This is a genomic window from Streptomyces sp. NPDC006872, from assembly GCF_040635845.1.
Taxonomy (GTDB): Bacteria; Actinomycetota; Actinomycetes; order Streptomycetales; family Streptomycetaceae; genus Streptomyces.
On sequence record NZ_JBEYIL010000007.1, the window covers coordinates 245566 to 264882 of the forward strand.

12 protein-coding genes are annotated in these 19317 nt (G+C 68.7%); 2 read left to right on the plus strand and 10 right to left on the minus strand.

Going from position 1 to position 19317, the window contains the following annotated elements; genetic code table 11:
• Window positions 1–168 precede the first annotated feature (168 nt).
• Window positions 169–1191, minus strand: a complete 1023-nt coding sequence (locus tag ABZ725_RS22315; protein ID WP_358804336.1) for a hypothetical protein — start codon at window positions 1189–1191, stop codon at window positions 169–171.
• An 80-nt stretch (window positions 1192–1271) separates the two neighbouring features.
• On the opposite strand from ABZ725_RS22315, the gene ABZ725_RS22320 reads away from it, so the two are divergent.
• Window positions 1272–1643 (plus strand): NTP pyrophosphohydrolase, encoded by a 372-nt coding sequence (locus ABZ725_RS22320; protein WP_358804337.1) that lies wholly within the window; start codon window positions 1272–1274, stop codon window positions 1641–1643.
• A gap of 28 nt (window positions 1644–1671) precedes the next feature.
• Here the strand turns inward: ABZ725_RS22320 and ABZ725_RS22325 are convergent, their stop codons facing one another.
• The 9 genes from ABZ725_RS22325 to ngcE form a co-directional block, all read right to left on the minus strand.
• On the minus strand, window positions 1672–3192 hold the full coding sequence (locus ABZ725_RS22325) for an amino acid permease (RefSeq protein ID WP_358804338.1): 1521 nt from the start codon (window positions 3190–3192) through the stop codon (window positions 1672–1674).
• 195 nt (window positions 3193–3387) lie between these two features.
• Entirely contained in the window at window positions 3388–5313 is a 1926-nt protein-coding gene (dxs, locus tag ABZ725_RS22330; RefSeq protein ID WP_358804533.1) for a 1-deoxy-D-xylulose-5-phosphate synthase, read from the minus strand.
• Window positions 5314–5506: 193 nt separating this feature from the next.
• Entirely contained in the window at window positions 5507–6844 is a 1338-nt protein-coding gene (locus ABZ725_RS22335; protein ID WP_358804339.1) for a sugar ABC transporter permease, read from the minus strand.
• On the minus strand, window positions 6841–7629 hold the full coding sequence (locus ABZ725_RS22340; protein ID WP_358804340.1) for an ATP-binding cassette domain-containing protein: 789 nt from the start codon (window positions 7627–7629) through the stop codon (window positions 6841–6843). The genes ABZ725_RS22335 and ABZ725_RS22340 overlap by 4 nt, the downstream gene beginning before the upstream one ends.
• 282 nt (window positions 7630–7911) lie before the next feature.
• On the minus strand, window positions 7912–9000 hold the full coding sequence (locus tag ABZ725_RS22345; RefSeq protein WP_351907170.1) for a substrate-binding domain-containing protein: 1089 nt from the start codon (window positions 8998–9000) through the stop codon (window positions 7912–7914).
• 135 nt (window positions 9001–9135) lie between these two features.
• Window positions 9136–10335, minus strand: coding sequence for an ROK family transcriptional regulator (locus tag ABZ725_RS22350; protein WP_351907066.1), 1200 nt, complete (start codon window positions 10333–10335; stop codon window positions 9136–9138).
• Between the two features lie 1285 nt (window positions 10336–11620).
• Window positions 11621–12553 carry a carbohydrate ABC transporter permease gene (locus ABZ725_RS22355; RefSeq protein ID WP_358804341.1) on the minus strand — a complete coding sequence of 311 codons (933 nt, stop codon included), beginning with the start codon at window positions 12551–12553 and terminating at the stop codon, window positions 11621–11623.
• Window positions 12554–12555: 2 nt separating this feature from the next.
• Window positions 12556–13482: a sugar ABC transporter permease gene (locus ABZ725_RS22360; protein ID WP_351907062.1), complete on the minus strand. Its 927-nt coding sequence runs from the start codon at window positions 13480–13482 to the stop codon at window positions 12556–12558.
• 64 nt (window positions 13483–13546) lie between these two features.
• Entirely contained in the window at window positions 13547–15010 is a 1464-nt protein-coding gene (gene ngcE / locus ABZ725_RS22365; RefSeq protein WP_358804342.1) for an N-acetylglucosamine/diacetylchitobiose ABC transporter substrate-binding protein, read from the minus strand.
• Window positions 15011–15468: 458 nt separating this feature from the next.
• On the opposite strand from ngcE, the gene ABZ725_RS22370 reads away from it, so the two are divergent.
• The gene (locus tag ABZ725_RS22370) at window positions 15469–19239 is read left to right on the plus strand and encodes a GH92 family glycosyl hydrolase (RefSeq protein ID WP_358804534.1); all 3771 of its coding nucleotides are present in this window, start codon (window positions 15469–15471) and stop codon (window positions 19237–19239) included.
• Window positions 19240–19317: the final 78 nt, after the last annotated feature.

A 19317-nucleotide genomic window follows, 5' to 3' on the forward strand; every position in this document is an offset into this window, starting at 1 on the left:
GTGCAGAGGGCCTCCGCCGAGCGGCGGAGGCCCACTGTCATGCGCCCACTGTCATGCGTCCTCTGTCATGCGTCCTCTGTCGCCGGGGCGAGCTGCCTGACCGTGCCGGGCGAACCTTCCAGAACAGCTTCCCCTTCCCCTTCCCCCTCCCCCGCACCCGGCTCCCCCTCAGACCGTCTGCCAGGCCGTCAGGGCCAGGCCCGGCTCGTCCTTGCGGCGGGTGAGCTGCAGTAGGCCGGCGGAGCGGGACAGGGCCGCCGCGACCACCCGGTCCTGGTGGTCCTTCGCGAGCGCCACCACGGCGTCGGCGGGCAGTTGGGGCCCGGACTCGGCCCAGCAGGCGCCCGCCGACTCCTCTTCGGTCGGATACGCGGCGAAGGCGACACGGCCGCTCGCGGAGCGCTGGGCGAGCAACGTGCAGTCGTGACCGTCGAGTTCGGTGCGGATCGCGGCGACCGGTCCGGGTCCGGCGGCGGCGAGCACGGGGACCGGTTCGGCGCCGGGGCGCCAGGCGCACACGTCGCCGGACTCGTCCGTGTAGAAGAGGGTGCTGTGCTCCGGGGAGGTGGCCAGGGCTCTCAGGGTTCCGGAGCGGACCGGCGTCTTGAGGGGCTCCTGCAGCACCGGCTGGGCGCCCGCCGTCTGCTGCCGCCAGTGCAGGATCCCGTCGGAGACGGCCGCGTACGCCTCGACGCACCCGGACTCCCCCGTCACCGCGACGGGCGGCCCCTCGACGCCCTGTCCCTTCAGGTCGCGCCACGGTTCCCAGCCGCCCTTCTCCTTCTGGGCGACCATGCACAGTCCCGTGCCGATGCCGCGGGCGAAGACGTGTGCGCGTCCCTGGGCGTCCACGGCGACGGCGGGCGGGCCGGTGCGGGCGCCCTTCTTGTCGGGGTGGCCGATGGGCGTCCAGTCCAGCGCGGCGAGCAGCGGCCGGTAGTGGGTGGAGTGCACCAGGCCCGCCTCCCCCTTCACGGTGGACCGCCAGGAGGCCAGGTGGGCGTAGCCGTCGGGGCCATGGCCGACCGCGAAGTCCTGATGCACCTTCTGGTCGCCGCCGACCCTGCGCGGGGCCTCCCAGGCCCCACCCGGGACGCGCTCCGCCCTGCACAGGACGGCGTCGCCCGAGTCCGACATCAGATAGACGCTCAGCCGCCCGTCGCGGCCGCGTATGAGCCAGTCGCCGTTCACCCGATCACTGTATGTCGCAGGCTCCGCGCGGCCCGCGCGCGGGTCACGCTCGTGCGGCCCTCCGTGCGACGCTGGCCCGCATGGATGACAACATCGCGCTGCTCGTGATCGTCGATGCCGCGAACGTCGTCGGATCGGTGCCCGACGGGTGGTGGCGGGACCGGCGGGGGGCCGCGGAGCGGCTGCGCGACCGGCTGGCCGCGGACGGGCTGCCGGGGCACCCCGGGCCCGAGGAGATCGTCCTCGTCGTCGAGGGCGCGGCCCGCGGGGTGGAGCCGGTGCCCGGCGTGCGGGTGGAGGCGGCGTCCGGCAGCGGGGACGACCGCATCGTGGAGCTGGTCGCCGGGGCCGTCGGCCGCCCCTGTCTGGTCGTCACGGCCGACCGAGAGCTGCGCCGCCGGGTGACCGAACACGGCGCGGACGTGACGGGCCCGCGCTCGGTACGCGGCTGAAGCCTGTCCCGAGCGACGCCGGTGCCCGTCACGCGGTGTCGTCGCCGGGCTTGAGGGCCTCGCCGGCGGTGCTCTCCTCGTGGCGTTCGAGACGGCTGTGGGAGCGGCCGTAGAGGAGGTACACCACGAACCCGACGACCATCCAGCCGGCGAACCGCAGCCAGGTCTCGGTGGGCAGGTTGAGCATCAGCCAGAGCGAGGCGCACACCGACAGGATCGGGATGAACGGCACCCACGGCGTGCGGAAGGCCCGGTGCAGGTCGGGGCGGGACCGGCGCAGGATGACCACGCCGATCGCGACGACCACGAAGGCGAACAGCGTGCCGATGTTCACCAGCTCGGCGAGTTCGCTCAGCGGCGTGAAGCCGGCGACGATCGCGATGATCACGCCGAGCAGGATGGTCGGCCGGTGCGGGGTCCTGAACCGCGGGTGGACGTGGGAGAAGAAGCGGGGCAGCAGTCCGTCGCGGCTCATCGCGAAGAAGACGCGGGTCTGGCCGAGGAGCAGGATCATGCAGACCGTCGTCAGGCCGACCGCGGCGCCGAAGCTGATGAAGCCCGCGAACCAGGGGTGCCCGGTGGCCTTGAAGGCGTCGGCGAGCGGGGCGGTGACGGACAGCTCGGTGTAGTGCTGCATGCCGGTCACCACGATGGACACCAGGACGTAGAGCGTGGTGCAGATGATCAGGGAGCCGATGATGCCGCGGGGCATGTCGCGCTGCGGGTTCTTGGTCTCCTCGGCGGCCGTGGCGACGACGTCGAAGCCGATGAAGGCGAAGAAGACGACGGAGGCCGCGGTGAAGATGCCCATGACACCGAAGTTGGAGGGCGCCCAGCCGAACATCAGCTGGATGAGCGGCGACTGGAGGCTGTCGCCCGCCGGCACGGTCTGCGCCTCGGGGATGAACGGGTCGTAGTTGTCGCCCTTGATGAAGAACGCGCCCGCGATGATCACGGTCAGTACGACCGTCACCTTGACGGCGACGACGATCGTGGTGACGCGCGCGGAGAGCTTGGTGCCGAGCACCAGGATGCCGGTGAGCACCAGGACCAGCGCGGCGGCGAGGATGTCGAAGCCGAAGCCTTCGGCCCCGTCCCGCACGCCGAGCGCCTCCGGCAGGTGCCAGCCGGCGTTGTCCAACAGCGAGGCGATGTACCCGGACCAGCCGACGGCGACCACCGCCGTGCCGAGCGCGAACTCCAGGACCAGGTCCCAGCCGATGATCCAGGCGGGCAGTTCCCCCAGGGAGGCGTACGCGAAGGTGTACGCGGAGCCGGCCACCGGGACCGTGGAGGCGAACTCGGCGTAGCAGAGCGCGGCCAGCGCACAGACGACCCCGGCCACCACGAAGGCCAGGGCGACGGCGGGACCGGCGTTGTTCTTGGCGACCGTGCCCGTGAGCACGAAGATGCCGGTGCCGATGATGACGCCGACGCCGAAGACGGTCAGATCGAGTGCGGACAGGGATTTCTTGAGCGCGTGCTCTGGCTCCTCCGTATCGAGGATGGACTGCTCGACCTTCTTCGTCCGGAAGAGGGTGCTGCTCACGGTCGTACCTCCCACACTGTGTCGTCCTCGACATGATCGAGAGGGGGCGTATTGCGTATGCCCCGGCGCGGGCGGATTAACGCGAATGGGCCGGTTCCACCACCCTTCGCAGTGGTGGAACCGGCCCATCCGGGCGTGTCGGGTTGACCGTGGCAGCGGTCCCGCGCGCGGGACGCGAACGGGCCGCGGGCGGGGTCAGTCGCGGGCGGGCTCCACGGAGGGGGCCTCGGCCGCCTCGCTGCCGTACTTGCCGTCCAGCTTCGAGACCAGGCCGGTGACCTGACGGGCGATGTCCGGGGCGGTCAGGCCGATCTCCGCCATGACCTCCGCGCGGGAGGCGTGGTCGAGGAAGCGGGGCGGGATGCCGAAGTCGCGCAGCGGGACGTCGACGCCCGCGTCGCGCAGGGCCTGGGCGACCGCCGAGCCGACGCCTCCTACGCGGGAGTTGTCCTCGACGGTGACGACGACGCGGTGGCGCTCCGCGAGGGGGGCCATGGCCTCGTCGACGGGTTTGACCCAGCGCGGGTCGACGACGGTGGTGGTGATGCCCTGCCGGTCTAGGAGGGTCGCGATCTCCAGGCACATCGGGGCGAGGGCGCCCACGGAGACCAGGAGCACGTCGGGGGTGTCGGTGCCGCTCTCGCGCAGCACGTCCATGCCGCCGACGCGGCCGACGGCCGGTACGGCGGGGCCGACGGCGCCCTTGGAGAAGCGGACGACGGTCGGCGCGTCGTCGACCTCGACGGCCTCGCGCAGCTGGGCGCGGACCTGGTCGGCGTCGCGCGGGGCGGCGAGCCTGAGGCCGGGGACGACCTGAAGGATCGACATGTCCCACATGCCGTTGTGGGAGGCGCCGTCGGTGCCGGTGACCCCGGCCCGATCCAGTACGAAAGTCACACCGCACTTGTGGAGGGCGACGTCCATCAGGACCTGGTCGAAGGCACGATTGAGGAATGTGGCGTACACCGCGAACACCGGATGCACTCCGCCCGTGGCCAGGCCCGCGGCGGAGACGGCGGCGTGCTGCTCCGCGATGCCGACGTCGTAGACCCGGTCCGGGAAGGCCTTGGCGAACTTGTCGAGGCCGACCGGCTGGAGCATGGCCGCCGTGATGGCGACGATGTCCTCGCGCTCCTTGCCGAGCTCGACCATCTCCTCGCCGAAGACGCTGGTCCAGTCGGCGCCGGAGGTGGCGATCGGCAGTCCGGTGTCGGGGTGGATCTTGCCGACGGCGTGGAAGCGGTCGGCCTCGTCCTGCAGGGCGGGCTGGTAGCCGCGGCCCTTCTCGGTGAGGCAGTGCACGATCACCGGGCCGCCGAACCGCTTGGCGCGGGCCAGCGCCGACTCCAGCGCCTCGATGTCGTGGCCGTCGATCGGGCCGACGTACTTCAGGCCGAGGTCCTCGAACATGCCCTGCGGGGCGATGAAGTCCTTGAGGCCCTTCTTGGCGCCGTGCAGGGTCTCGTAGAGCGGCTTGCCGACGACGGGCGTGCGCTCCAGGATGTCCTTCCCGCGGGCCAGGAACCGCTCGTAGCCGTCCGTCGTGCGCAGGGTGGCGAGGTGGTTGGCGAGGCCGCCGATGGTCGGCGCGTAGGAGCGCTCGTTGTCGTTGACGACGATGACCAGCGGGCGGTCGCCGTCGGCGATGTTGTTCAGCGCCTCCCAGGCCATGCCGCCGGTGAGCGCCCCGTCGCCGATGACGGCGACGACGTGGTCGTCGCGGTCGAGGATCTGGTTGGCCTTCGCGAGGCCGTCGGCCCAGCCGAGGACCGTGGAGGCGTGGCTGTTCTCGATGACGTCGTGCTCGGACTCTCCTTGCGAGGGGTAGCCGGAGAGGCCGCCCTTCATCTTCAGCCGGGAGAAGTCCTGTCGGCCCGTGAGCAGCTTGTGGACATAGGACTGGTGGCCCGTGTCCCACAGCACCTTGTCCTTCGGGGACTCGAAGACCCGGTGCAGGGCGATGGTGAGCTCGACCACGCCGAGGTTGGGGCCGAGGTGGCCGCCGGTCTTGGAGACGGCTTCGACCAGGAAGGTCCGGATCTCCTCCGCCAGCTGGTCCAGCTCCTCCGGGCTGAGCCGGTCCAGATCACGCGGTCCCCTGATGCGGGTCAGCAGCGGCACCCGTGCCTCCTTGCAGTAAAAGCTGATCGAGCTGTTGCCGGGCTTGTCGAGTCTAATGTTCCGCTCGGGCGGACGGCGTCCGGCCCATGCGTCATAGGTCACCCGAACGGCCGTACCCAGAATGAGGCCTTCCCATGACATGACTGTGCCCGGCATCTGAACAGATGCCGGGCACGTCACGCCACGTGGGACATCAGCCGCGACCGGCGGCCTTCTGGCTCTTGCGGGAGACGGAGTCGATGACGACCGCGCCGAGCAGAACACCACCGGTGATCATGTACTGGATCGAGGTGTTCATGTTCAGCAGGTCGAGACCGGTCTGGATGGACTGGATGACCAGCATGCCCAGCAGGGCCGACCAGACGGTGCCGCGACCGCCGAAGAGGCTGGTGCCACCGATGACGGCCGCCGCGATGGCGAGCATCAGGGTGTTGCCGCCACCGGCGCTCAGCGACGCGCCCGCGGTCTGGCCCGCGAAGAACATGCCGCCGACCGCCGCGAAGCCGCCGGAGATGGCGAACACGGTGATCCGGACCATCGGAACGTTGATGCCCGCGCGACGGGCGGCCTCGATGCCGCCGCCGACCGCGAACACCTTGCGGCCGTACGTCGTACGACGCAGCACGAAGTCCACGACCACCAGCGCGGCCAGGAAGATCACCAGCGCGTTGGAGACGCCGGACGCGTTGTTCAGCACGGCGGCGGACACGAACGCCGCGACCGCGAGCAGGCCCACGCGCAGCAGGATCTCGCTCGTCGCACGGAACGGCACGCCCGCGGCCTTGCGACGGCGCTGCTCACCGAGGTTGCCGACCAGCGACAGCACCACGGCGAGACCGGCCAGGACGTAGGCGCCGATGATCGCCTGGTCCATGAAGAAGGAGTTCTGGCCGAGCAGGTGGATCGGGCCGGAGTCCGACGGAAGGTTGATCGTGCCGCTGGAGCCCAGCAGCCAGAGCATCAGACCGTTCCAGCCCAGGAAGCCGGCCAGCGTCACCACGAAGGCCGGTACTCCGATCTTCGCGAAGAACCAGCCTTGCAGGGCGCCGACCCCGATGCCGACGACGACCGCCAGGACCAGCGCGAGCCATGGGCCCACGCCGTGGTCCACCACGAACACGGCGAACAGCGCGGACGCCAGACCGCTGACGGAACCGACCGACAGGTCGATCTCGCCGAGCAGCAGCACGAACACCAGGCCGATGGCGAGCATGCCGGTGGCCGAGAGGAAGTAGCTGATGTTGGAGAGGTTGTCGGCGCTCAGGAAGCGGTCGTTCTTCAGCTGGAAGATCGTCCAGATGACGATCAGGCCGAGGACGACCGGGATCTGGCCGAGCTCGCCGCCCTTGACCTTGCGCTTGAACTCGGTGACATAGCCCTTGAGGCCCTCTTCGCGGACCAGCAGACGCGGGTCGACGACGGACACCGCGGCGCCCGTGGGGTCATCCGCGGGCGCGACGGTCTCCTGGCCCTCGACGACGCCCTCGGGCTTCGAGGAGTCACTCTTCACGGTCTTCGACGTGTCGCTCACTTTGCCGCCTCCGCGGTGCGCCCCGCACGACGGGTCACGGCGTTGTCCGTGGCACCCGTGATCGCGGCGATGATCTCTTCGTGGCTGGTGTCCTTCACGGGGAAGGAGCCGTTGTTCTTGCCCAGGCGCAGGACGGCGACGGTGTCCGCGACCGCCTTGACGTCGGCCATGTTGTGGCTGATGAGGATGACACCGAGGTTGCGCTCGCGCAGCCGCTCGACCAGGTCGAGGACCTGCGCGGTCTGCTCGACGCCGAGGGCGGCCGTGGGCTCGTCGAGGATGACGACCTTCGGGTCGCCGATCAGCGCACGGGCGATGGCGACGACCTGCCGCTGGCCACCGGAGAGGCTGGCGATCGGGATGCGCACGCTCGGGATGCGGATGGAGAGCGTGGACAGCAGTTCGCGGGAGTTCTTCTCCATCGTGACCTCGTCGATCACGCCGCGGCGCAGCAGCTCACGCCCGAGGTAGAGGTTGCCGACGACGTCGAGGTTGTCGCACAGGGCGAGGTCCTGGTAGACGGTCGCGACGCCGAGTCCCTGGGCGTCGTGGGGCCTGTTGATGCTGACCGGCTTGCCCTCCCACTCGATGACTCCCTCATCGATGGGGTGCACTCCGGCGATCGTCTTGACCAGAGTGGACTTTCCTGCGCCGTTGTCGCCCACCAGGGCGACCACTTCTCCGGCGTGAACCTCCAGCTCGACGTCGGTGAGTGCTTGCACCGCACCGAATCGCTTGGAGACTCCGCGCAACGCCAGCACGGGCGTAGCGGACACGTGAACCATCTCCTTCGCCGCCTGACCGGCGGGGATGCCGCCGCGCGCAAAGACAGGCGCGGAGGGATGTGCGCGAGTCACGGGGTACGCGACGTCGACGCACGAGGTTTACAGGATGAACATGCGTGAATCCGCTGCGCTCGGCAACGGTTCCGTCCGACGCCCGCCCCGGCAGCGGGGTGTGAGGTGGGGCGGGCGTCGGACAGGTCTCACGCGACCGCGGGGCGGTCGGTGGACCCGAGGGCCGGCTCGAGTCTCGGCTCGAGCGGGCCGGCCCTCGGGGCCGGGTGCCTACTGGATGCCGGCGGCCTTGCAGGCGGCGGCGTACTCGGCGGTGCAGATGTCCGCGACCGTGTACAGGCCGTCCTTGATGACCGTGTCCTTGATGTTGGCCTTGGTGACCGACACCGGGGTCAGCAGCGTCGAGGGCACCTTGTCGCCGGAGCCGCTGGTCAGCGTGGTGGTGGACAGGGACTTGATGTCCTTGCCCTCCAGCAGGTTGACGGCGAGCTCGGCGGCCGTCTCGGCCTCGGGCTTGTAGGCCTTGTAGACCGTGGCGGACTGGGTGCCGGCGACGATCCGCTGGATGGCGGCGAGCTCGGCGTCCTGACCGGTCAGCGGGATGCTGCTGATCTTCGCACCCTTGAGGGTGTTGGCGATGCCACCGGCCATGCCGTCGTTGGCGGCGTAGACGCCCGCGATGTTCTTGGCGCCCAGCTGGGTGATCGCCGCGGACATCTTCTGGGCGGCGACGGTGTCCTTCCACAGGCCGGACTGCTCGTAGGCAATGGTGACCTTGCCGTCGAGGATCTTGTGCGCGCCCGCCTTGAACTGCGCGGCGTTCGGGTCGGCGTCGTCACCGTTGATCATGACGACCTTCGACGCGGTGGTCGCCTTGGCGCCGAGGGCGTCGAGCAGGGCCTGGCCCTGGAGCTCTCCGACCTTCTCGTTGTCGAAGGAGACGTAGGCGCTGACCGGGCCCTGGGCGAGACGGTCGTACGCGACGACCTTGACGCCCTTGTCCACCGCGGACTGGATCGAGGACTTGATCGCGGCGGAGTCCTGGGCGGAGATCACGATGACCTTGACGCCCTTGGTGACCATGTTGCTGACCTGCTGGGCCTGCTTGGCCGGGTCGGCAGCGGCGTTCGCGTACTCGAGCTTGCAGTCCGCACACAGCGCCTTGACCTTGGCGTCGAAGTACGGCTTGTCGAACTTCTCGTACCGCGCCGTGACGCTGTCGGGGAGCAGCAGGCCGATGGACTTGTCGCCCGAGCTGCTGCTGCCGGAGTCGCTGTCCTTGTCGTCGCCTGCCTTGCCGCACGCGGCAATCGACAGCGCCATGGAGACGGCGGTGGCGCCGATCACGACTCTACGCATCGTTGCGTTCATTTGGGGTGTGCCTCCCTGACAGGGCCGCAGCGCTGCGGCCGAGGTGGCTGGAAGTCAACTCGGCCACACGTGCGACGTCAAGAAGTAAATACTTAACGAGATGGCAACGGCTTCATTCGTTCTCTAAGTGAAGGCAGGTGTCGCTGCGGTCAGCGTGCCGTCCAAAAGGGTCGAATCGCCCATCTCGCCGAGTGCGAGGGCGAGCGCTCCGAGCACCTCGGCACGGCCGCCAAGTGCCCCTGGGAGAACGGAGAGTTGACGCGCCGCACTTGGGATCGCATAGCGGCCGACGGACTCCCTTATCGGACCGAGCACCAGCTCACCGGCCTCGGCGAGATCACCGCCGAGCACCACCCGGCTCGGGTTCAGCAGGTTGCAGAGATTGGCGACTCCACTGCCGACGTGTCGGCCGACGTCGGCGATCACCCGACGGCAGCCCGGGTCTCCGTCCCTGGCCAGCCGCACTACGCCTTCCATCGTCAGGTCCGTGCCGTGGCTGGACTGGAGGAGCGGGAGCACGTACCGCGCGGCCGCGAAGGTCTCCAGGCAGCCCCGGTTTCCGCAGCGGCAGACCGGGCCGGATTCGTCGAGTGTAATATGTCCGATTTCCCCTGCGGTCCCGCCGGGCCCTCGGTAGATCTTCCCGTCGATCACCAGACCGGCGCCGACACCGCTGGCGACCTTGATGTAAGCAAGATCACGAACGCCTTTTCCGCTGCCCCAGACCATCTCGCCGAGGGCTCCGAGGTTGGCGTCGTTGTCCACGTGCACGGGCACGCCGAGCCGGCCTCTCATCTCCTCGGCGGGTCTGGTGCCGATCCAGCCGGGCAGGATGGCGGAGGAACCGAGCGTGCCGGACTCCAGTTCGATCGGTCCGGGCACGCCCAGACCCACTCCGGCGACCTTCGCAGGGTCCACCCCGGTGGCCTCGATCAGCCGGTTGACCAGCTGTTCCGCCCGATCGAACCCCTGCGTCGAGGAGGCGTCCACATCGAGCGGCTCGGCCTCCTCGGCAAGGACCTGGTGGGCCAGGTTGCCCACGGCGACGCGGAGGTGCGTATGGCCGAAATCGACTCCGATGACGATGCCGGCGTCGCCGCTCAGACTGACGCTGCGGGCCCTTCGTCCACCGGCCGAGGTGGGCGTCACCTCGACGGTGCCGCCGTCCTTGAGCTCGCGCACGATGTTGGAGACGGTCGCGGCGGACAGCCCCGTCGTCCGGGCGATCTCCGCCTGCGTGAGGGACCCGGCCAGACGCACGGCGCGTACGACTCGCTCCAGGTTGGCTCGGTGCAGTGACGACTGCGACCCCGGAGTCTCCACGACGACCTCCCGCGCGCGGGACCGCTTCGATGAGGCCCCGTCTATGTCCAACTAGTGAACTCTAAGCTGAGCTGTTCGGGTTGCCTCCCGTCAAGAGGTTGAACAGTATCCGCACGCTTGCGCAGCGACACGGAGGGTGGCCGAATCGACGGTTGCGGGGCGTATGGGACCGAGTGCGGCGCGTTGCGGACGGGGTGGGGCCGGGGTCCGGACGGGGTGCGAACGGGGTGCGACGGAGCTGCGAAGGGACGTGATCGCAGCGGTGCGGACGGAGCGCGGGCAAGGGCCTGTCCGGCGGATCGAGTCGGGGAAAGCAACGGCAACCGACGGCAACGCCGCTGGGGGAGGGCGCGCAGGCACCCGCGTCTCCGGCGCGATCCGTCGGACAGGCTCTGGGAGCGGTGGGCTCGATCGGGGCCGGGGGCGAAGCGGGCGGGGCTGCGAGAGCGGCTGAACGGGTGCGGGAATGGGGGCATTTGGCGGGTGCGGTGGAGCGAGCGGAGGGGGGTGGGGAGGGGTGCGAGAGGGCCGGAGACGGGCGAAAAGGGGGCACGAAGTGGACGAAGGGGACGCAAGCCACACTGCGCGGCGGGCGGCGCGCGCCAGACTGCACCCGGAAGATGACGCCGGCGTGCTCCAGACAGCGCACAGAAGGTGAAGGCCGCGGTGGTCCGGAGGGGGCGGCGAGGGCGTCGGCCGACTTGGTCCGGATGGGGCGGGCGAGGGTGCGGGCGGCACGGTCCGGGCGGGGCGGCGAGGGTGCGGCCGTGCGGCGAGGGTGCGGGCCGCGTGGTCCGGACAGGGCGGCGAGGGCGTCGGCCGCGTGGTCTTGCGTCGGTGCCGTGCGGAGGGCGTGCGGGTGAGCGAGGCGGGTGGGAGAGCCGGGTGGGCGAGGCGGGTGGGCGAGGCGGGTGGGCGAGGCGGGTGGGCGAGGCGGGTGGGCGAGGCGGGTGGGCGAGGCGGGTGGGCGAGGCGGGTGGGCGAAGGGGCGCGGAGAAGGATTGAGGATCTCGAGAGCGCGAAAGGCATGCCGTGCTGTTCGGCGGCCCGGCACCGGGGGCGGCCGGGCCGCCACTTGGGCCGCGGGAGCGCACGGGCCTCGCGGGGCGCATGCGCCCCGGAGGGGGCGAAGACCCGGCCGAGGTCCACGCGGACTTCGGCCGGGTCGCGCACCTCCGAGTCGCCCAACACCTCTCGCCCCACGCCCGTCGGGCCGGGGCCCGGCCCTCGCCCGCCGCGCCTCGGCGGCACACTCGACGTGTGCCGCCCTCCCCCGAACGCGTCGCTACTTCATCGCCCCCGCGGTCAAGCCCTGCACGACCTGTCGCTGGAAGACGATGTACGCGGCCAGCACCGGCAGCATCGCCATCACCAGGCCCGCGAACAGGCCCGACCAGTCGCCCTTGTAGCCCTGGCTGACCGCCAGTTGGACCAGGCCCTGGGTGAGGACGCGCTTGTCGGGATCGGTGTTGAGGACCGTGGGGAGCATGTACTGGTTCCACTGGCCCAGGAAGTTGAAGATGCCGACGCTGATCAGGCCGGGCTTGGCCATCGGCAGCATGATCTGGAAGAACGTACGGCTGTGCGAGGCGCCGTCCACGAAGGCCGCCTCCGCCACCGAGGTGGGCAGCGTGCGGAAGAAGGCCGTCAGGAAGAACACCGTGAACGGCAGCGAGTAGGCGATGTAGACGAGGATCAGGCCGTGGATGGTGTTCAGCAGCCCCATGTTGTTCACGACGTAGAACAGCGGGACCAGCGCCAACATGATCGGAAAGCTCATGCCGCCGATGAAGAGGAAGTAGATGAACCGGTTACCGGGGAAGTCGAAGCGGGCCAGGACATAGGCCGCCATGGAGCCCAGGGCCAGCGTGCCGATGAGTGAACCGCCCACCACCAGAACGGTGTTGAGGAAGTAGTCGCTCATGTTGGCCTCGGTCCAGGCCCGCGACCAGTTGTCGAAGTGCAGCTTGTCCGGCAGCGACCAGGGCGAGCCGAAGATGGAACCGTCGTCCTTGAAAGAGGTCATCACCGCCCAGAGCAACGGCAGCACGACCATGATCGCCCAGACGATCAGGATGCCGTGGGAAAAGACGTTGAGGGCTTTTCCTTCCGTTTTCTTCTCCGGCTGCGGCTTTCCCGAGGACGGGTCGACCTTCGTGATGCGGACGCCGGAGCCTGACTCGGCCGGCAGGGGCGCGGGGGTTTCGGTCGTCTTCATCGTCAGTACTCCAGCCGCTCGCGCCGTCCCAGTCGCAGCACGACCGCGGCGAAGGCCAGCGTCACGATGAGCAGGGCGACGCCGATGGTGGTGGCGTAGGCGGCCTGCCCGTCACGGAACGCCTTCTGGTACACGTACAGGACCATGACGGTGGTCGAGTAGTCGGGGCCGCCCGGCCCGGTCGTCATGATCTGCACGACCGCGAACGACTCTGCGCCGAGCGCGAGAATGCCCATGTAGACCCAGCCCGACTGCACGGTGTCCCAGAGCAGGGGCAGGGTGATGCGGAAGAACGTCGCGGCCCGGCTCGCGCCGTCCAGCAGCGCGGCCTCGTACAGGTCGGCCGGGATGGAGGCCATGCCCGCCGAGAACAGGACGACGAAGAAACCGACCGTCGACCAGACGAGCACCGCCATCACGCACCACAGCGCGAGGTCCGGGTCGCCGAGCCAGAGGGGCTGGATGCCGTCCAGCCCGATCCCCCGCAGAAACGAGTTGATCGCACCGCTGTCCGGGTTGTACGCGAAGGCGAACAACAGCGCGACGATGGCGATCGAGAGCACTTGTGGAAAGAAGTAGACGATCTTGTAGAAGGAAGAGCCCCGGACGCCGGAGATCGCCGGGCCGCCCTTCCTTCTCCGTCCACCGACATTGATCATGAAGGCGAAGAACAGCGCCAGACTGATCGTCACCAGCGGCAGCACGATCGCGAACATCAAGCTGTGCTGCAAGGACTTCCAGAAGATTTCGTCGTCCAGCATCCTCCGGTAATTGTCCAGGCCGACCATCTTGAATTCGGGGCTGAGGCCGGTCCAGTCCGTGAACGAGTAGTAGATGGACTGGATGAACGGCCACACCACGAAGAGCGCGTACAGTCCCAGGGGCAGCGCCAGGAACCCCACGATGAACCGGTACTTGCCGTGCTGCATCACCACTCCGGTGCTTATGTCGCTGCTTCGCCTGCTTATGGCCGCTTCGCCGTGATTCTTGCCGTCACTGGTGCTTGTAATGCTTGATCGTCGAATCCTTGGCCGCCTCGTCGGCGTATCCCTGGATCTTCTTGATCGCCTCGGCCGGGGTGAGCCGGCCCGCCATCATCTCGCCGAGACCGGAAACACCGATCTTCTCTTTCTGCAGCTGGACGTACCAGTCCTGCATACGCGGATTCACCACGTTGTCGCCCGCCTTGTCCAGCGCGGCGACGCCCGACTTCAGGCCCGGGGTGAGCGTGATGCCGTCGGTGCCGCCGTTGTACGCGGTCAGTGACTTGACCTTGGAGGTGAAGTTCCTCGAGGACGCCTCGCTGAGCATGATGCGCAGTTGTTCCATGCCGCCCGGCGCGTTCTTCGCCTCGGCCGGGATGACGAACGGCTCGCCGCCGGAGGCCCAGATGGTGCCGAAGGGCATCTTGTCGGAGGAGTCGATGCCGGTGGGCGCGGAGACGGCCAGATCGAAGTCCTTCGGGATGACGTTCGCCGACTCGTTCTCCACCCACGAGCCGTTGGGGATGAACAGGGCCTTGCCCTTGGCCCACGCGGTCTGCGACTGGATGTGGTCCAGGCCCGGGGTGCCCTGAAGGATGTAACCCTTCTTGTGAAGCTCGTAGTACGCGTCGAAACACGCCTTCACCGCGGGGTGTTTCCAGGCGTTCGGCTCCAGGTTGTCGATGGCGTCGAGGACCTCACGGCCGCCCACCTTGCCGATCATCGGGTACAGCGAGAAGGGGATGTAGTACGGGTATTTGCCCGCATAGGTCCAGCCTGCGATGCCCTTCTTCTTGGCCTTCTCGCAGACCGCGAGCATCTCGTCCCAGGTCTCCGGGTACGTGGCGTCGAGCGAGTCCAGGGCCTTCTGCGAGTACCAGACGCCGTAGACGGTATAGGCGTAGTACATGATCCAGACCGGGTCGCCGTCGAACTGGCCCATCTCGACGATGCCGGGGCGCAGCGTGTCGCGGACCTTCTTGTTCGGGTCGTCGTAGGAGGCGGCGTCGAGGAGCGGGGTGAGGTCGGCCAGCTGACTCTTGCCGACCAGGACGCCCATGTCCATCTGCTCGGCACCGGAGTTGTCGATCAGGTCCGGCGGGGTGCCCTGGTTGAAACGGGGCTGCAGCGTCGACTGGATCTTCTGGGTGGCCGAAAACTTGACCTTCGCCTTCGGGAAGCTCTTCTCGTAGATCTTCACGGCGTCCTCGGCGTACTCCTTGCCGAAACCGCCGTCGAACAGGACGAATTCCAGCTGGGCGGTCTCGTTGACCGCGAGGGGGTTCTTCGCGGTCTTCTTCCCGGCCGCGGCCTTGTCCTCGTCGCCCCCGCCGCTGCTGGCGCAGGCGGACAGAAAGCTCATCGTGGGGACGGAGATCAGGCCCAGTGCCGCCGATCTCCTGATCAGGTCTCTGCGGCCGACACCAGCGGAGCCGTTGTTCTCAGAGCCGTTGTTCTCGGTGTGGGATCCCATGCTCAAGTCCTCGCCTTCTCCAGGACTCAGGCGGTGCACCGGATCCTTCCCGGCACCGCGGTCAGGTCAAGCAGGGTCGTGCGGATCACGTGGTTCGACGGTTACGACGATCTCGACGGACGGACGTATCGACGCTTCGACGATGAATTGCCGACAGGTATAGTCCACTCCTGGTCGACGGAGCAAGATCGAATGCAAGGTTGGCCGTTGGTCTTTTCCGAGTTGAGACCTCCTGGAAATATGAAGGACCGGTGGGTACCTTGCCGGAAAATTGCATGACATGAGCCCCGTCTGGCGCAATCAACATCCTTGACATCACTGTCCACTTGGCTCCCTACTGATTCCTGCGCAACCAGGAGGACAACGTTGTCCGAGGCGTTGTCGGCGCGCGGGGAGGGTGCTCACGCATGCAGCGGTTCGGACGGTTGCGGGCGGTCGTGGTCACGGCCGCTCTGATCATGACGGTCGGCACAGCGGAAACAGCGGTGGCGCTGCCGTCGCCGGTCCCCCTCCCCGGCCGGGGCTTCGCCTCGTCCTTCGAAGCCGGTCAACGAGCCCCCGACTGGATGAGCGCGGTCGACACCACGCCCGGCGGCGGCAAGCGGGCCTCGGGGGTCGACGGCGGCTACGGCGGCGGGCTCCCGGGCGAGGTGACCGACCGGGTCACCGACGTCCGGGCGAGCGCGGAGAACACGGCCGGCGGCGAGGTCAAGGACAACCTCGTCGACGGCGAGGCGAGCACCAAGTGGCTGACGTTCGCCGCCACCGGGTGGGTGGAGTTCGATCTCGACGAACCTGTGCGCGTAAGCGCTTACGCGCTCACCTCCGCCAACGACTTCGCCGAGCGCGACCCGGCCGACTGGACGCTTTCGGGCTCGACGGACGGCACCGCCTGGACACCCCTGGACACCCGCTCCGGGGAGTCCTTCGCCGAACGGTTCCAGACCCGCACGTACAGTGTCGCGGCCCCGGCCGAGTACCGGCACTACCGGCTGGAGGTCACCCGGAACCACGGCGCCGGGATCCTGCAGCTCGCCGACGTGCGGTTCGGCACGGGCGGGAGCGACGGGCCCGTCCCGCCGGACATGCTCACCGTCGTCGACCGCGGCCCCAGCGGCTCGCCGACCGCGAAGGCAGGCGCGGGTTTCACCGGGCGGCGGGCGCTGCGCTATGCCGGCCGGCACACCGCTTCCGGCCGGGCGTACTCGTACAACAAGGTCTTCGACGTGAACGTCCGGGTGGGCTCGCGTACGCAGCTGGCGTACCGGATCTTCCCCGCGATGGCGGAAGGCGACCGGGACTACGCCGCCACAAACGTTTCCGTGGATCTGGCCTTCACGGACGGAACGTATCTGAGCGGCCTGGGGGCGAGCGATCAGTACGGCTTCCCGTTGTCGCCCCGCGGGCAGGGCGCCGCCAAGGTGCTGTACGTCAACCAGTGGAACGACGTGGTGTCGGGAATCGGGGCGGTGGCAGCCGGGAAGACCGTCGACCGGATCCTCGTGGCCTACGACTCCCCCGGCGGACCGGCCCGGTTCCGGGGCTGGGTGGACGACATCGCGCTGCGCACGGCCGCCCCGGAGGTGGCGAAGGCGCATCTGTCGGACTACGCGGTGACCACGCGCGGCACCAACTCCAGTGGGAGTTTCTCGCGCGGAAACACGTTTCCCGCGACAGCCGTGCCGCACGGCTTCAACTTCTGGACCCCGGTGACGAACGCGTCCTCACTGGGCTGGCTGTACGACTACGCCCGCGCCAACAACACGGACAACCTGCCGACGATCCAGGCGTTCAGCGCAAGTCACGAGCCGAGTCCGTGGATGGGCGACCGCCAGACGTTCCAGGTGATGCCGTCCGCCTCGGCCGGCGTTCCTGACACCGGCCGGACGGCCCGGGCGCTGCCGTTCCGGCACGCGAACGAAACCGCCCGCCCGTACTACTACGGAGTACGTTTCGAAAACGGTCTCACGGCGGAGATGGCGCCGACCGACCACGCGGCCGCCCTGCGCTTCACCTACCCAGGCGCGGACGCGAGCGTCGTCTTCGACAACGTCACCGATCAGGCGGGGCTGACGCTCGACGAGGAAGCCGGAGTCGTAAGCGGTTACTCGGACGTGAAGTCGGGGCTGTCGACGGGAGCGACCCGGCTCTTCGTGTACGGCGAGTTCGACGCGCCGGTGACGGACGGGGCGTCGAGTGGGGTAAAGGGTTACCTGCGTTTCGACGCGGGTGCCGACCGCACGGTCACTCTGCGCCTGGCGACCTCGCTCATCAGCGTCGACCAGGCCCGTGACAACCTCCGTCAGGAAATCCCGGAGGGAACCGCTTTCGACACGGTCCGCTCTCGTGCCCAGCAGCAGTGGGACAAGCTCCTGGGCACGGTGGAGGTCGAGGGTGCGAGCCAGGATCAGCTGACCACGCTGTACTCCAGCCTCTATCGGCTGTATCTGTACCCCAACTCCGGTTTTGAGAAGGTCGGTTCGAAGCACCAGTACGCGTCCCCCTTCTCACCGATGCAGGGACCCGACACCCCGACACACACGGGCGCGAAGATCGTCGACGGCAAGGTGTACGTGAACAACGGTTTCTGGGACACCTACCGGACGACCTGGCCGGCCTATGCCCTGCTGACACCCACTCAGGCAGGTGTGCTGACCGACGGCTTCGTGCAGCAGTACAAGGACGGCGGCTGGACCTCGCGCTGGTCCTCACCCGGCTACGCGGACCTGATGACCGGCACGTCGTCGGACGTGGCCTTCGCGGACGCGTTCGTCAAGGGCGTCGGCTTCGACGCGAAGGCGGCGTACGAGGCCGCTCTGAAGAACGCGACGGTCGTGCCCCCGGACTCGGGGCTGGGCCGCAAGGGCATGGCCACCTCGCCCTTCCTCGGCTACACGAGCACGGCCACGCACGAGGGCCTCTCGTGGGCGCTGGAGGGCTACCTCAACGACTACGGCATCGCCCGCATGGGCCAGGCCCTGTACCGGCAGACCGGCGAGAAGCGTTACCAGGAGGAGGCCGACTACTTCATCAACCGCGCGCAGGGCTACGTCCACCTCTTCGACGCGAAGGCCGGGTTCTTCCAGGGGAAGGACGAGAAGGGCGGCTGGCGTGTGACCTCGGAGGACTACGACCCGCGCGTGTGGGGCTACGACTACACCGAGACCAACGGCTGGGGCTACGCCTTCACCGCCCCGCAGGACAGCCGGGGTCTGGCCAACCTCTACGGCGGCCGCGCCGGTCTGGCGAAGAAACTCGACAGCTACTTCGCGACCCTGGAAACCGCTTCCCCCGAGTTCGCGGGCTCGTACAACGGGGTCATCCATGAGATGACGGAGGCACGGGATGTGCGGATGGGCATGTACGGGCACTCCAACCAGGTCGCCCATCACGCGATCTACATGTACGACGCCGCCGGACAGCCCTGGAAGGCCCAGGCCAAGGCCCGCGAGGTGCTCGCCCGGCTCTACACCGGCAGCGCGATCGGGCAGGGCTATCACGGCGACGAGGACAACGGCGAACAGTCGGCCTGGTACCTGTTCTCCGCCCTCGGCTTCTACCCGCTGGTGATGGGCAGCGGCGAATACGCCGTCGGCTCACCGCTGTTCACCAAGGCGACCGTGCACCTGGAGAACGGCAAGGATCTGGTGGTGAAGGCACCGAAGAACAGCGCGAAGAACGTCTATGTGCAGGGACTGAAGGTCAACGGCCGTTCCTGGACGTCGACTTCGCTCCCCCACACGCTCCTGGCGAAGGGCGGAGTCCTGGAGTTCGACATGGGACCACGGCCGTCGGCCTGGGGAACCGGCAAGACGGCTGCTCCGGTCTCGATCACCCAGGACGACAAGGCGCCGACACCACGCGAGGACGTGCTCAGGGGCGCGGGCGCGCTGTTCGACGACACGTCGGCGACGCAGGAAACGGTTTCGGGGACACTCGACCTGCCGGTCGGCGCGGGCGCGAAGGCGTTGCAGTACACGCTTACGTCCGCCGATCACACGCAGGCTCCCGGAAGTTGGACCCTTCAGGGCTCCGCCGACGGACTGACGTGGACCGATCTGGACCGGCGCTCGGGGTCGGGCTCCGGGTCGGGGTCGGGCTCCGGTGACATGTTCCGGTGGGACCGGCAGACACGGGTCTTCACCATCGCCCGGCCGGGCACGTACGGGCACTACCGACTGGTCCTCGACAGCGAAGCACGCCTGGCGGAGGTCGAGTTGTTGTCATGATCTCGTAACCAACAGCGATGGCCTGGTGTACCGGGCGTCACCGGTGCTCCAAAATCATCAGGCCGCCCACAGGCGCGT

What these genes read in the sequence shown, in the direction of transcription:
- ABZ725_RS22320 (WP_358804337.1), top strand. Translation starts at nt 1,272, where the DNA reads ATGGATGACAACATCGCGCTGCTCGTGATCGTCGATGCCGCGAACGTC.
- ABZ725_RS22340 (WP_358804340.1), bottom strand. Translation starts at nt 7,629, where the DNA reads ATGGTTCACGTGTCCGCTACGCCCGTGCTGGCGTTGCGCGGAGTCTCC.
- ABZ725_RS22345 (WP_351907170.1), bottom strand. Translation starts at nt 9,000, where the DNA reads ATGCGTAGAGTCGTGATCGGCGCCACCGCCGTCTCCATGGCGCTGTCG.
- ABZ725_RS22355 (WP_358804341.1), bottom strand. Translation starts at nt 12,553, where the DNA reads ATGAAGACGACCGAAACCCCCGCGCCCCTGCCGGCCGAGTCAGGCTCC.
- ABZ725_RS22360 (WP_351907062.1), bottom strand. Translation starts at nt 13,482, where the DNA reads ATGCAGCACGGCAAGTACCGGTTCATCGTGGGGTTCCTGGCGCTGCCC.
- ngcE (WP_358804342.1), bottom strand. Translation starts at nt 15,010, where the DNA reads ATGGGATCCCACACCGAGAACAACGGCTCTGAGAACAACGGCTCCGCT.
- ABZ725_RS22370 (WP_358804534.1), top strand. Translation starts at nt 15,469, where the DNA reads ATGACGGTCGGCACAGCGGAAACAGCGGTGGCGCTGCCGTCGCCGGTC.